Source organism: Bacillus sp. GW823-FHT06A10 (assembly GCF_058795375.1).
In genome coordinates this window covers 305,960-319,734 of record NZ_JBXAHT010000001.1, presented here as the reverse complement: position 1 = coordinate 319,734, position 13,775 = coordinate 305,960, and the positions used below count along the sequence as shown (strand labels likewise).

Below are 13,775 nucleotides of genomic sequence, written 5' to 3'. Positions count from 1 at the left end.
TTTTTGTTTTTATTTGTATCGAGTTCTTTTGCTAAATGCCTTTTTTATGTCAAATAAAAAAGGTATCCTCAAATACTTTGAGGATACCTTTTCACCTTTATTATCTCCGCTGTTTTCTACCTAATACGAGTAACCCAAAACTCATCATTACAAGAAGTGCTCCCATATATGGTTCCACAGGCATTTTCTGCCCTGTCTTCGGTAATTCTTTTTCAGGATTTTCTGGATTCGGTATTCCAGGTTTTTCTGGATCTGGTGTCCCAGGTTTTTCTGGATTTGGTGTTCCAGGCTTTTCTGGATCTGGTGTTCCAGGCTTTTCTGGATTTGGTGTTCCAGGCTTTTCTGGATTTGGTGTTCCAGGCTTTTCTGGATCTGGTGTTCCAGGTTTTTCTGGATCTGGTGTTTCTGGACCTGGTGGTGCTAAATGATTCAATTTGTTTAATACTTCTAATTGAACTGCATTTATCATTCCATTTGTAATTTCAAATGGAATTGGATTAGTTAATTTTTCATATCCTTTTGGTGCTTCTACTTCTACTAGTGTGTAGTTACCTACAGATAGATCTGCGATTTTTGCCTTTCCATCTTTATCTGTTGTTACTTTCACTACTACTTTTCCCTTGTCATCATGAACTTCAAACACAGCTCCTGATAAGACTTCCTTGCTTTCAGCGGCCATTTTTGTAATCTCCACTGAACCTTTGTCTAACTTTTCATTCTCTACTTTCAATGATAAGACTTTTGTCATACCTTTTTTAATTTCGAATGATACTGGTTCCGTTAACTTCTTGTAACCTGGTAAGCTCTTCGTCTCTACTAATTTGTATTTTCCTACTGATAGATCTGAAACTTTTGCTTTTCCTTCTTTATCTGTCGTTACTTCTGTTACTACTTTGCCTTGCTCATCTTGTACTTCGAAGACTACGCCTTCTAATACTTTTTGGCTATCTTTATCTACTTTTGTTACTTCTACATTTCCCTTGTCTAACATTTCATTTTCTACTGTTAAAGCAAGAGATTTTGTCATGCCTTTTTCAATTTGGAAAGTAATCGGATCTACCAATTGCTTATATCCTTTTGGTGCTTTTACTTCTACTAACTTGTATGTTCCAACTGATAAATTAGTAACTTGTACTTGTCCTTTTTTATCTGTCGTTATTTTAGCAACTACTTGTCCTGCTTCATCTTGAATCTCAAATACAGCATCAGCTAAAGCATCTTTCGTTTCTTTGTCTACTTTTGTAATTTCTACATTTCCTACATCCACTAATTCATTTTCTACAGTCAATTGTAATGCTGTAACTCTACCTTTTTCAATTTCAAATGAAACTGGCTTTTCTAGTGGTTTGTATCCTGCCGGTGTTTCTACTTCTACTAACTCATACTTTCCAATAGATAAATCTGAAACGTTTGCTTTTCCTTCTTTATCCGTTGTTACTTTTGCAACTACTTTTCCTTTTGAATCACGTACTTCAAATACAACATTTTCTAATGGTGCTTTACTGTCTTTATCTATTTTTGTGATTTCTACATTCCCCGTATCTACCATTTCATTTTCTACAGTGAACGTTAAAGATTTTGTCATACCTTTTTTAATTTCAAATGGTACAGGCTTTTCTAATTTTTTGTAGCCTGGTAAACTCTCTACTTCTACTAACTTGTACTTTCCTACAGATAAAGCTGAAACTGTTGCTTTTCCAGCTTTATCTGTCGTTACTTTCGTTACCACCTTGCCTTTGTCGTCTTGAACTTCAAAGACTACACCTGCTAACGGTGCCTTATTATCTTTATCTATTTTTGTAATTTCTACATTTCCCGTATCTACCATTTCATTTTCTATTTTTAATGATAGAACTTCTGTCATTCCTTTTTTGATTTCAAACGATACTGGTTCTGTTAATTGTTTGTAACCTGGTAAGCTTTCTTTCTCTACTAATTTGTACTTTCCTACAGATAAGTCTGAGATTTTTGCTTTACCATTTTTATCTGTTTTTACTTCCGTTACTACTTTGCCTTGCTCATCTTGTACTTCGAAGACTACGCCTTCTAATACTTTTTGACTATCTTTATCTACTTTTGTGATTTCTACTGAACCTTTGTCTAACTGTTCATTCGCTACTTTTAATGATAAGACTTCTGTCATACCCTTTTTAATTTCGAATGATACTGGCTCTGTTAGCTTTTTGTAGCCTGGTAAGCTTTCTACTTCTACTAGTTTGTAATTTCCTACAGATAGATCTGAAATTTTCGCTTTTCCTTCTTTATCTGTTTTTACTTTCGTTACTACTTTGCCTTTTTCATCTTGCACTTCGAATGTTACGCCTTCTAATGCCTTCTGGCTGTCTTTGTCCACTTTTGTAATTTCTACTGAGCCTTTATCTACTAATTCGTTCTCTACTTTTAGTGATAAAACTTCTGTCATACCCTTTTTGATTTCGAATGATACTGGCTTCGCTAGTTTTTTATATCCTGGTAAGCTTTCTACCTCTACTAGCTTATATTTCCCTACTGATAAATCGGAAACGTTTGCTTTTCCTTCTTTATCTGTCGTTACTTTTGTTACTACTTTATCTTTTTCATCTTGCACTTCGAATGTTACGCCCGCTAATACTGCGCCACTTTCTTTGTCTACTTTTGTAATCGCTACTGAACCTTTATCTAACAGCTCGTTCTCTACTTTCAATGATAAAACTTTCGTCATACCTTTTTTAATTTCGAATGATACTGGTTCCGTTAACTTCTTGTAACCTGGTAAGCTCTTCGTCTCTACTAATTTGTATTTTCCTATTGATAGATCTGAAACGTTTGCTTTTCCATCTTTATCTGTCGTTACTTCTGTTACTACTTTTCCTTTGTCGTCTTGAACTTCGAAGACTACGCCTTCTAATACTTTTTGACTATCTTTATCTACTTTTGTTACTTCCACATTTCCCTTGTCTAACATTTCGTTTTCTACTGTTAAAGCAAGAGATTTTGTCATGCCTTTTTCAATTTGGAAAGCAATCGGATCTACCAATTGTTTATACCCTTTTGGTGCCTTTACTTCTACTAACTTGTATGTGCCGACTGATAAATTAGTAACTTGTGCTTGTCCTTTTTTATCTGTCGTTATTTTAGCGACTACTTGTCCTGCTGCATCTTGAATCTCAAATACTGCATCAGCTAAAGCATCTTTATTTTCTTTATCTACTTTTGTAATTTCTACATTTCCTGTATCCACTAATTCATTTTCTACTGTTAGCTTTAGCGCTGTTACTCTACCCTTTTCAATTTCGAATGAAACTGGCTTTTCTAGTGGTTTGTATCCTGCCGATGTTTCTACTTCCACCAACTCATACTTCCCAATAGGTAAATCTGAAACGTTTGCTTTTCCTTCTTTATCCGTCTTTACTTTCGCAACTACTTTTCCTTTTGAATCACGTACTTCAAATACAACATTTTCTAATGGAGCTTTACTATCTTTATCTATTTTTGTTATCTCTACATTCCCTGTATCCACCATTTCATTTTCTACTTTTAATGATAGAACCTCGGTCATGCCTTTTTTGATTTCAAATGATACTGGTTTTTCTAGCTTTTTATAACCAGGTAAACTTTCTACCTCTACTAATTCATACTTTCCTACAGGTAAATCTGAAACATTTGCTTTTCCATCTTTATCTGTCGTTACTTTTGTAACTTCATTCCCCTTTTCATCTTGGACGATGAATGTTACTCCCGCTAACGGTGCTTTATTATCTTTATCTATCTTTGTTATCTCTACATTTCCCGTATCTACCATTTCATTTTCTATTTTTAATGATAGAACTTCAGTCATGCCTTTTTTAATTTCAAATAATACTGGATCTGTTAGTTTCTTATAGCCTGGTAAACTTTCTTTCTCTACTAATTTGTACTTTCCTACTGATAGATCTGAGATTTTTGCTTTTCCATCTTTATCTGTTTTTACTTCCTTTACTACTGTTCCAGCTTCATCTTGCACTTCAAAGACTACGCCTTTTAATGCTTTTTTGTTGTCTTTATCTACTTTTGTAATTTCTACTGAACCTTTATCTAACTGTTCATTTTCTACTTTCAATGATAGGACTGTTGTCATACCTTTTGTAATTTCGAATGATACTGGTTCTGTTAGCTTTTTGTAGCCAGGTAAACTTTTCGTCTCTACTAATTTGTACTTTCCTACTGATAAATCTGAGATTTTTGCTTTACCATCTTTATCTGTTTTTACTTCTGTTACTACTTTTCCTTGCTCATCTTGCACTTCGAAGACTACGCCTTCTAATACTTTTTGACTATCTTTATCTATTTTTGTAATTTCTACTGAGCCTTTGTCTAACTGCTCATTTTCTACTTTTATTACTAAAGCTTTTGTCATACCTTTTGTAATTTCAAATAGTACTGGTTCTGCTAGATTTTTGTAACCTGGTAAGCTTTTCGTCTCTACTAATTTGTACTTTCCTACTGATAGATCTGAAACGTTTGCTTTTCCATCTTTATCTGTTACTACTTTTCTTACTACGTCATCTTTCTCATCTTGGACTTCAAATTCGACACCGGCTAATACTGCCCCGTTTTCTTTGTCCACTTTTGTAATTTCTATATTACCTTTGTCTACCATTGCATTTTCCACTTGTATTGGGAATATGCCGTCCCCTGTTACATTTACTTCGAACTCTGTTTCTTTTAATTGGTAGCCTTCAGGTGCTTTTGTTTCTTTTAAAATATATTTTCCTGGTGCTAACGGTTTAGAGATTGCCTTACCATCTTTATCTGTAACAATATGTTCGACTACTACACCGTCTTTTACTATATCAAACTCTGCATTTGCTAATGGTTTTTCACCATTTTCCGAATCAATTTTCTTTACTTCAATTTGACCCTTTTGCATAGTATTTTTAATTTCAATTGTTTTTGTTTCTCCAGCTTGAAGTGTAACCTCTACTGGGCTTGTTAATTTTTGATATCCTTCTGGTGCTACTGTTTCATAAACTTTATACGTCCCAGGAGCTAAAGTTTGAGGTACTGAAAAACCTTTTTCGTCCGTTTTCAGTTTTACAACAACTTCATTTGCACTATTTCGAACTTCAAATTCGGCACCTTTTAACCCTTTGTTCGGATTCTCAGAATCTATTTTATGAAGCGATACTGTACCATCTTTTGGAGCTTCAGGCGGCGTAATAGTTACTTCTTTTGATGTTAATGTTTTATCATCAAAATGTAATTCCGCTTTATTAGGAATCTTCTTATCTACGTAAGAAGATAAGTCTGCATTATTTTTAATTTTCGCCTTAATACTAAGGTTAATTATCTGGTCTTCATATGACTTATAGTCAAAACTCTCACCAAATGTAAATGTTACTTCACTTCTTTGTTTATCTATATTTAACGTTCCTTTAGAAGTAATATCTTGGCCATTTTGATCATACACCTTTGCCTCTAATACTTCTAAAACATCTTCTAAATCATCACTAATTACCATAGATGTGTATTTAGGAGGATCGTTCGGTATATGTGTACCAACTTGGTATTGAATAACTTGATCCATTTGTGTTAACTGCTCATTCTCTACAAACTTGCCATTCTCATCAACTATATTTTTTTCAATGCTAGGTGGATTATCGTCACCTGAACCGGTTCCCCCTCCACCACTTACGAATACTTGTCCTACTTTTTCTTCAGTTTTAATATTTTTACCTTCTAATTTCACAGTATTTTTATGAGGCTTTGCAGCAGGATTAGTAATCTTTGTTTTATATCTTAAAATATAACCTTTTGAACTGTCTGGAAACTCAATTGTAAATCCAGTCTTCGTTGCATTTATTTTAATGTTAGATAAATCTGCTGGCTTAATATTTGTTGGTGCATAACCATCTTCAAATACAGCCTCTTCTAATACTACGCTGTCTGTAATTAACTCATGCCCAGGTCCTAATGTATCTGTTAATTTAAGATCTTGCATTTCTGTCCCAGTTGCATTTACATATACAAGCCAATCAGCAATCGAAGGATCTTCTTGATTATAAGAACCCCATTTCAATAGATTATCTGTATTGGGCTGTGGCTTCGGTCTCTCTGTCGTATTACTTACATTTACTTCTTTATTGACGATTTGACCATCAACGTTAAATTCTAATGGAATTTCTTTAACACCATCATATGCTTCTAGACCAAAGTAGAATTCTACGAATAAAGAACCTTTAATGTTATTCTTTCCTTCTACGTAATCACCCATAGTACATGTTAATAGACCCTTTTTCATCTCACATGTACCAACTGTTTTTCCTTCAGCATCTTTTAAAGGAAAACTCATATTCATAAGGTCTTTTCGAAACTCTTTTGGCATATCAATTGTGAATTGATCTCCACTTTTTATTTTTTCTTTAGCTGACCACTTCACTTCTACTTTCATACCATCTGAGGCTTGATACGGTTCAGATGTCGTGCCATCAGTACGGGAAATATTAATTTCGTCCACTGGACTTTTCATCACAGCAGCTTGAATAACTGGAGCCCACACATTCAGCACTGAAAATAATACTAGAAAAACTAATGAAACCATTGACATATGCCTTTTAGTACTTTTCATTTGCATAGTTCCCTCCTATTTTTTATATTTATATAACAAAAAAAGACCGTCCGGTTGCATCAAAAATGTGCAACCAGACGATCTTAGTAACCAATATGTATTACCGTAGACTCTAAGCTTTGCGGCCTATCCTTTCGAATAGTGTGCTAAAAATATCTTTTATTCTTTTTTTGTTTCATTTTCCTCTTAAACCAAATATTACTATACCGTCTGGACGGTTATAATTCAATACTCTATAAAATTGTTCTATTTTTCTAATAAAAAAAACAATTCACCACTACATTAAATAAGTAATGGTGAATTGTTTTCGCATTATATAGTTCGTATATTCTATTTATATGAATTACTAATAAGAGCTTGAATCACTTTTTCTCTTAACTCGGGGCTTAGTCTGCCAACCCCTAAATATTCCGAATACCATAATCCATCTGCTGCTAATCTAATAATTGTTGCACAAACTGAATCTATCTCATCGTTTTCTATATTCTTTTGCAGTTGCTGAAATGATTGTTGTAATGGCTCAAGTAATTCAGGTTTTAACATGAATGCTGCCATCATACTACTAGACAACTCTTCTGTTCTTCTCTCATTACTTAATCTTTCCTCTACAAAAGAGCGAACCCATCTCCCTTTCCTCTCTGAGTCTTCCGCTACTTTATTGTAAATAGCGCCCTCATTATCCTCTATCCCTCTGACTATCATACCTTCTATTAAAGCTTCTTTATTTGCAAAGTGATACAATAATCCACCTTTACTTACACCCGCCTCTTTTGCCACTGCTTCTAAGGTTAATTTAGCACCCCCTTTACATTGCACAATTTGAGAAGCGGCCGCCAAAATCTTTTGCCGCGTTATGCTGATACTCATTCCTTTTTAAAACCCCATTTCTACTAAATTTATATAAATACGAATCTTATTTTTAATATTGTTGATTACTACTAAGTATTTTCTTTATACAACAAAAGCTGCATTACCTTTGAATTTTTAGTTACTTATTCCATTAAAAATTTCCATATCATTCAATATGATAACATCAAATACATAACATTGACTATACATCTATACTTTTATATTCATCGAAAATATATCCATAAACACGAAATGTATAAAAATTGATTATCCTTATACATCTAATCTATAATTTAAAGAGGTTTATATTTTCATAAAAATAAAGTGAAATTTTATAAGGATGATTCCATTGAAAAAATTTTCTATTAGTTATTTAATATGCTTATTGTTTTTTTCTATCATTGTGAATGTTTTACAGTATACAAGCGTTCCTAATTATGCGGATTCATGGGGGCCGATTTGGGTATCTATTATTATGCTTTCAATTCTTGGAAGTATTCCTGTTCTTATCGGTTGTTTAATAGGCGAATTTTGTTATAGAAAAATAAAAGGAAGTCACGAATTAAAAATCGGTATTCCTTTATTTATAGTGTTAGGTATTTCCTACAATCATTTCTTCTTTATGTTGTTTAACGACCGATATTTTCTATCCTTTAATTTAGAAGCCTTTTTGGAAACAGGCCTACCTATTACGTTATCATCTTTATTATTTTACCTTATAAGACGCCGTTAATTCTTTCATCATTACATAAAAAAATGTTATTACTCTTGTTACATCGAGTAATAACATTTTTATTTAAATCTATTTAACTAATTTGCTTCCAACTAGTATCCTTCACATCTTCGCTAGTCGGCTTTCTAACTGATTTCACAAAACATTCCTCGCAAGCACCAAATGCAATGAAGTTTTTCTGTGCTTGTCTTAACGAGACTTCATTTGCCCCGCCTTCAAAGTCAGGATCGTTAAACTGTACCTCATCATCTTCCCAGTAACATATATTACAAATTTCATATGTACCTGGTGGTTCTTCTTCTATTGTTCTATACCCGCAGCACGGACATGTATATTTCATTCTGTCACTCCATTATTCATTTCTTTTTTCTCCCATATATTCCGGCCCATAAAGAATGTAACAGCGCAAATCATAGTTATTACCATGAAAGTAGTATTAGAATCCTCATATGTAGTTGGAATTCCAACCGTTACAGAAACAATACTAAAAGCTAAAAGTAAATATAATAATAAAGATAGAATATAGCTTAGTTTAAATCGTAAAATGATACCTCTAAACAATAGCTCACCAAGTAGACAGCCACCTAAAATGATAGGTACTCCGAAATATAATGTAAGGACTCCCATTTGCGCAGTAGATTGAATTATCTTACCGATTATGTTCGGCGAAACCAGCTCACTATTGTTTCCCATCCTATCATATAAATCAAGTGCCGTTACTGAAATAAAGAAACTTAATATAGAAAACGAATACGGTATTAAAAATTTGCTCACTCTCATTCACCTCACTTTTTTTGTTTCACATATATTATTCATTACTTTCACAAAAAAAATAGCCCTCTATGCTAAAACATAGAGGGCATAATTTTTATATAAAAACCTATACCTTATCCTGAAATCCCCCCTAAACAGAACATCTAAACTATCTGTGCCCTATATTCTTTAGGGGATAGGTGGTTATTAGAAAGTAGTGCCTTCTTTTTTATAATATTCTTTTGAAATCTCTTCATAAAATGCGGCTGATGTCGCGTAGAAATACGGTGCTAACCATAAGAAACCGATTCCTATAGTAAGAATACTTAATATGAACCAGCCTAAGAAACTTAAGCATAGTAAAAAGTAATCCATTTTATGTCCATTCATCATATGACGACTCTCAGTAATCGCTTGATTCGCTGTATATTCTGGATGATCATTCAAAATAAAATATGTCATAGAATAAGAAAATGATTTAATAATACCTGGAATAATAAGAAGTAATGTCCATAGAGTCAAGTATACATACATTAGTAAATATGTTAAAAACGACTTCATCAACTTACTTCCATCGCTAAACCATCTAAATATATGACCAATGCGAGCATCAGTCCCACGAATTGCATTTAAAACAAGATAATAGGCACCTATTGTTAATGGACCAATAACAAGCATTACTATAATACTTACTGTAAGTGAATCACTTGCCTCTTCCCAACCCCAAAATATCGAGAAAATACCTGTTGTTAGCATTTCAACAGCTCCAATAAGGATTCCAATTAATAAAGTTGCCCCTACCGCTAATCCCCATCTTCCTTTTAATGCATCAAGCGCTTCTCTTTTCAACTGACTTATCATATATAACCTCCTAATACTATTTATATTTTAGTATACCATTTATATCAAAAATTCCACAGATTCCCCTGAAATAGAAGCATACTCCTTTTTGCATACGTATTGATACATGTGTGCTGTAGTTGTACTAATATATGGATTAAACGACTCTTTTCCCTATAACAAAAAAGCTTGCCCTTCATAATAGGCAAGCTTTCTCAAGTTATTTCTCACTTAACTTCTTCTTATACCAATTCTGCATTCTCTCCGCATCTTCTACTCTCGTATGCTCTATTTTATAACTAGATGATGCACTCGAAAACTTATACGTACATAAATCCGCACGGCGCTGGAAATATGATTGTGTCTTCTCCATTGATTGGACATGTCTTCTTCTAATAAGTCCTGTATATTTTCCGACGCTACGATAGACAAGTGTAATTTGTTCTCCGTTAACACTGTAACCATTTGTTTTAAATGTTGCGTATCCAAGTGTAAAGATGAGGATCGCGAGCGGAATTAATGCCCACATGATGAAGTGCTTTTCAGAGTATATACTTATTCCAATAAACGGGATTGCTAGCATTGCGAAGAAAATGAAACTATCAATGAGATAGCGGCGTAATGCTGCTTTTGGTAATGCAATAATGTTTGCATTCAGTTCGTATGGTAATTGTAAATGGGCGAGTAACTGTTGTACTCGATCTTTTCGAATGATTGGGTGCAGTGTAACCTTTTCTTTTTCGTCACTCATTCCTTTACTTTGAATGACTTCTACTTGCACAGCACAATAACCGAATGGTTGGCGTAAAATACTTTCTTTTATCGTAATACCTTGAATACGATGCAATTTTAGTACGAGCTCTTTTTTCTCAAGCAATCCTTGCGAAATGCGGACTTCGTCATTTCTTCGATTCACTGTGAAATCGCCATGTTTTAACGCGTAACCGATTGTAGATATAATCCAAGAAAGAACGAGTAACATGGCTACCATGAAAATCCAGCCATATATATCATGTTCCATTACATACGACTTTACGCCATTCTCTATCCATTTCGGAATGTACTCATCTACTTGGTGATAAACGAAAAAGATTAAAGAGAATAATAGTCCAAATTGACCAGATGTAACAGATGCTAATAAAATCTCTTTCCAAGTTAATTTATATTCTGTCGCTTGTTTTTCTTCTGTAACAATTTCTTTTTCTACTACATTTTCTGTTGCTTCGTCTAACGTTCCTTCTGCTTTCACTTCTGGAGTTGGCTCATTTAGCAAAGTAATAAGCTCCGCAGCTTCTTCTGCCGTAATACCAGCTAAGCTAACTTCTGCTTCATCGCCCCCACCAGCTGTTTCAATCTGAATTTTTTTTAAACCGAGCATTTGATATAGTACGTTAGAACTTGTATTAATCGTTTGAACACGTTCTTTATTTAAGTAGCTCTCCTTTTTCACGAAGAGACCTTTTTTCACATGTAATACGTTATTTTCAACCCAATATGTTGTGTAATACCATTTTTCAAATGCTGAAAAAACGGTGAGTAAACCAAATGCTGCGGGAATTAAATACCAAAACGGGAATTTTCCGTTTAAGCTAAACATGAAAATAATGAGTGGTATAAAATCTGTTATTTTTAATTCTAATAACATCGTGATTGGATGCTGCCTCTTATACATCCTCATCACTCACTTTCGCTAATTCTGCGATTTTCGTTTTCAACATTTCTGCTTCATACATCGTTAAGCCTGGGATGCTATGAGAAGTTGCTGCTGTTGAAATGTGTAATTCTGCTAAGCCATATTTTCTCATAATTGGTCCTTGTTCAATCGTTACGTGCTGCACACGAATCATCGGTACTAATACGCGCTTTACGACAAAAAGACCATGCTGAATTTCAAGCTCTTCTTCATTTAGTTGGTAGCTGTAATAACGTTGACGTAGTTTCGGGAATAAGAAGTACGAAAATGGTGCGAACACAACTGTCAGCCCAATCATTACATACAAAATCCACGCCCACCAATCAAACTTTATCATGAGGAAAAGGTAAGCTAAAATGACGAGTATACCGATCCCTTCTTCAATTACAGCACGAACTTTCCACACCTTGACCATGTCAGGGTGAATTTCATTTTTCAATGGATCCATGTAACCACTCCAAATCTAGTAATCTAATATATGAATACTCTTAATCTACATTTTACATAACTTTACAGAAAATTGAAATTTAATCTTCTTTCTTCTCAGGAATAAAATATCCGAACCAAAGTAACCAAATGAAACCGATTAACTTCATCCAACTTCCATCCGCTTGAAAAGCTTCAATCATACCTGGTATTTTATAAATCCCAATAAATCCAAGAAAACCGAGCCACCAGTTTTTTTGCATTTTCATCTTTACTCCTCCTTCATGACGTTTTTCACATTTCGAATCCAAATTTCTTTATACTTTAAATGGAATCCCATGAGCATATAGTTGCTCATATTATCGATCACAAGCGCTAGCGTATGAGCATTTTCTTCCGTTTCATGTTGTGACACAACGCCCAGTCTCGCGCCTTTCTTCAATAAATCGTGGAAACCATGTAAGAAATCCTCTTGTATTTCAAATAAACGTTTCTGGTACTTTTCATTTCGCGATGCAGTTACGATAAATTCATTGATAACGCGCAGTATTCCTTCTTGCCCTTCATACTCAGAGAGCATATGTAAACCATCTGCGATTAGCTTTTCTGCAAAGTTTTCTTTCGTATACTGCTCTTTATCGAAGTAATTTGCAAAATGATAATCAGAAAAAATCTCTTCAAATAAAAAATCAACTAACGCTTCTTTAGAAGAAAAATGATAGTAAATAGCCGGTTTTGAAATACCTACCTCTTTCGCAATCATGGAAAGACTCATCTTCTCAATGCCGTGTTCTGCCATAAGTTTAAATGATGCCTCTACAATGTTCTGCGATGTTTGTAAATTCTTCGTCATATTGTACCTCACTTATTTTTACTTACCGGTCGGTAAGTGGATTATAAAACAAAACGAAATGATTTTCAATTTAGTTAGCACTACATAAGGTATTTATTGGAAAATACAGAAAGTTATAAAGTAAAAGCAATATATAACAATAAGGAGGATATCATATGGGACTTGGTGGTAATGGCGGCGGTGAAGCGGGACAAACTGGTAAGAGCGGATTTTCATTAATCATTGTACTTTTTATCGTATTGATTATAGTTGGAGTTAGCTATATCGGACTTAGCTTCTAAGAAAAGGCGTCCTACATTACACATGTAGGACGCCTTCTTTTTAATCCCTATTCAGCAACCGCATACGATAACAATTCATCGTTACTTCCCCAAGTCTTTGCAGTAATTGATAGTTCGCATACGCGCCGACTGGGGCACCGATTATGGGTACGAGCTGAAGCATTTTTGCTAAATCGATATAGTCTCGGTACTCTGTTTGGAACTTTTCCCAGTCCATATGATTTTCTTCTTCTGTATCCCATGTTTCGATTGCTTTCCATATTTCTTTTCGGTGGTCGTCACTTGAAAAGGCAAGCTGGAAAACGTGAAGGATAAAAAGGCGCTCTTCTTTGTCGCTCGTATCAAATCCGTACAATGTTGCTGCATCGAATAAAAATTTAATTTTAATGCCGAGTAAAAGCGGAAAGTCAGCAAGGCCAAGGAGAATACCGCCTGCTCCCGTCCCTGCTCCTTCTGCCGCTGCTATTTTTTTGTACTCATCCATTTTTTTACGTACTTCATCGTCTCGTCTTTGCAATGACCAGTTCGTCTCTTTTAATTTCGGCTTTATAAAGTTTGATCCGGCGCTAATTGTTTGTACCATCATCCGAATCGTTTCTGTTAATACTTTTTGCACTTTCGCCGGAATAAGCTGTTGTACTTTCGTCTGCACTTTCTTTGAGAACCGTGTCATCATAGAAGAATCTTTCATGAATGTAGCTTTCCACTGCTCCAGTTCTTTTATAACCTTTTCTTCATATGTAATCATAGGTTCATTCCCT

12 protein-coding genes and 1 riboswitch are annotated in these 13,775 nt (G+C 34.4%); of the genes, 2 read left to right on the top strand and 10 right to left on the bottom strand.

Features of this window, described 5'->3' with window-relative positions:
• Positions 1-100: 100 nt before the first annotated feature.
• Both AC1Q8M_RS01675 and AC1Q8M_RS01670 read right to left on the bottom strand, forming a co-directional pair.
• A complete protein-coding gene (locus AC1Q8M_RS01675) occupies positions 101-6,592 on the bottom strand; it encodes a SpaA isopeptide-forming pilin-related protein (RefSeq protein WP_341290863.1) in 6,492 nt (2,163 codons plus the stop codon).
• 59 nt (positions 6,593-6,651) lie between these two features.
• Positions 6,652-6,744: riboswitch (cyclic di-GMP riboswitch) on the bottom strand.
• A gap of 172 nt (positions 6,745-6,916) precedes the next feature.
• Positions 6,917-7,453, bottom strand: a complete 537-nt coding sequence (locus AC1Q8M_RS01670; protein WP_492334112.1) for a TetR/AcrR family transcriptional regulator — start codon at positions 7,451-7,453, stop codon at positions 6,917-6,919.
• Positions 7,454-7,784: 331 nt separating this feature from the next.
• On the opposite strand from AC1Q8M_RS01670, the gene AC1Q8M_RS01665 reads away from it, so the two are divergent.
• Positions 7,785-8,168, top strand: a complete 384-nt coding sequence (locus AC1Q8M_RS01665) for a hypothetical protein (protein WP_000714567.1) — start codon at positions 7,785-7,787, stop codon at positions 8,166-8,168.
• 73 nt (positions 8,169-8,241) lie between these two features.
• Here AC1Q8M_RS01665 and AC1Q8M_RS01660 read toward each other — a convergent pair whose 3' ends face one another.
• The 7 genes from AC1Q8M_RS01660 to AC1Q8M_RS01630 form a co-directional block, all read right to left on the bottom strand.
• Entirely contained in the window at positions 8,242-8,508 is a 267-nt protein-coding gene (locus AC1Q8M_RS01660; RefSeq protein ID WP_000877837.1) for a CPCC family cysteine-rich protein, read from the bottom strand.
• Positions 8,505-8,948 (bottom strand): hypothetical protein, encoded by a 444-nt coding sequence (locus AC1Q8M_RS01655; RefSeq protein ID WP_071713728.1) that lies wholly within the window; start codon positions 8,946-8,948, stop codon positions 8,505-8,507. The genes AC1Q8M_RS01660 and AC1Q8M_RS01655 overlap by 4 nt, the downstream gene beginning before the upstream one ends.
• A 180-nt stretch (positions 8,949-9,128) precedes the next feature.
• Positions 9,129-9,782 carry a DUF975 family protein gene (locus AC1Q8M_RS01650; protein ID WP_000625399.1) on the bottom strand — a complete coding sequence of 218 codons (654 nt, stop codon included), beginning with the start codon at positions 9,780-9,782 and terminating at the stop codon, positions 9,129-9,131.
• A 199-nt stretch (positions 9,783-9,981) separates the two neighbouring features.
• Positions 9,982-11,433 (bottom strand): PH domain-containing protein, encoded by a 1,452-nt coding sequence (locus tag AC1Q8M_RS01645; protein ID WP_086422223.1) that lies wholly within the window; start codon positions 11,431-11,433, stop codon positions 9,982-9,984.
• On the bottom strand, positions 11,426-11,902 hold the full coding sequence (locus AC1Q8M_RS01640) for a PH domain-containing protein (RefSeq protein ID WP_000371358.1): 477 nt from the start codon (positions 11,900-11,902) through the stop codon (positions 11,426-11,428). The genes AC1Q8M_RS01645 and AC1Q8M_RS01640 overlap by 8 nt, the downstream gene beginning before the upstream one ends.
• Before the next feature lie 79 nt (positions 11,903-11,981).
• Entirely contained in the window at positions 11,982-12,149 is a 168-nt protein-coding gene (locus tag AC1Q8M_RS01635) for a hypothetical protein (RefSeq protein WP_000783808.1), read from the bottom strand.
• 2 nt (positions 12,150-12,151) lie between these two features.
• The gene (locus tag AC1Q8M_RS01630; protein ID WP_016082590.1) at positions 12,152-12,733 is read right to left on the bottom strand and encodes a TetR/AcrR family transcriptional regulator; all 582 of its coding nucleotides are present in this window, start codon (positions 12,731-12,733) and stop codon (positions 12,152-12,154) included.
• A 155-nt stretch (positions 12,734-12,888) separates the two neighbouring features.
• Between AC1Q8M_RS01630 and AC1Q8M_RS01625 the strand changes: the two genes are divergently transcribed.
• A complete protein-coding gene (locus AC1Q8M_RS01625) occupies positions 12,889-13,014 on the top strand; it encodes a YjcZ family sporulation protein (RefSeq protein ID WP_081252839.1) in 126 nt (41 codons plus the stop codon).
• A gap of 40 nt (positions 13,015-13,054) precedes the next feature.
• Here AC1Q8M_RS01625 and ecsC read toward each other — a convergent pair whose 3' ends face one another.
• Complete coding sequence (ecsC, locus tag AC1Q8M_RS01620; RefSeq protein WP_000634126.1) at positions 13,055-13,762, bottom strand: ecs operon protein EcsC; 708 nt, start codon at positions 13,760-13,762, stop codon at positions 13,055-13,057.
• Positions 13,763-13,775: the final 13 nt, after the last annotated feature.

Excerpts from the sequence above, each read along its gene's own strand:
- AC1Q8M_RS01625 (WP_081252839.1), top strand. The coding sequence starts at position 12,889 with ATGGGACTTGGTGGTAATGGCGGCGGTGAAGCGGGACAAACTGGTAAG.
- AC1Q8M_RS01645 (WP_086422223.1), bottom strand. The coding sequence starts at position 11,433 with ATGTATAAGAGGCAGCATCCAATCACGATGTTATTAGAATTAAAAATA.
- AC1Q8M_RS01630 (WP_016082590.1), bottom strand. The coding sequence starts at position 12,733 with ATGACGAAGAATTTACAAACATCGCAGAACATTGTAGAGGCATCATTT.
- AC1Q8M_RS01670 (WP_492334112.1), bottom strand. The coding sequence starts at position 7,453 with ATGAGTATCAGCATAACGCGGCAAAAGATTTTGGCGGCCGCTTCTCAA.
- AC1Q8M_RS01675 (WP_341290863.1), bottom strand. The coding sequence starts at position 6,592 with ATGCAAATGAAAAGTACTAAAAGGCATATGTCAATGGTTTCATTAGTT.
- ecsC (WP_000634126.1), bottom strand. The coding sequence starts at position 13,762 with ATGATTACATATGAAGAAAAGGTTATAAAAGAACTGGAGCAGTGGAAA.
- AC1Q8M_RS01635 (WP_000783808.1), bottom strand. The coding sequence starts at position 12,149 with ATGAAAATGCAAAAAAACTGGTGGCTCGGTTTTCTTGGATTTATTGGG.
- AC1Q8M_RS01650 (WP_000625399.1), bottom strand. The coding sequence starts at position 9,782 with ATGATAAGTCAGTTGAAAAGAGAAGCGCTTGATGCATTAAAAGGAAGA.
- AC1Q8M_RS01655 (WP_071713728.1), bottom strand. The coding sequence starts at position 8,948 with ATGAGAGTGAGCAAATTTTTAATACCGTATTCGTTTTCTATATTAAGT.
- AC1Q8M_RS01640 (WP_000371358.1), bottom strand. The coding sequence starts at position 11,902 with ATGGATCCATTGAAAAATGAAATTCACCCTGACATGGTCAAGGTGTGG.
- AC1Q8M_RS01660 (WP_000877837.1), bottom strand. The coding sequence starts at position 8,508 with ATGAAATATACATGTCCGTGCTGCGGGTATAGAACAATAGAAGAAGAA.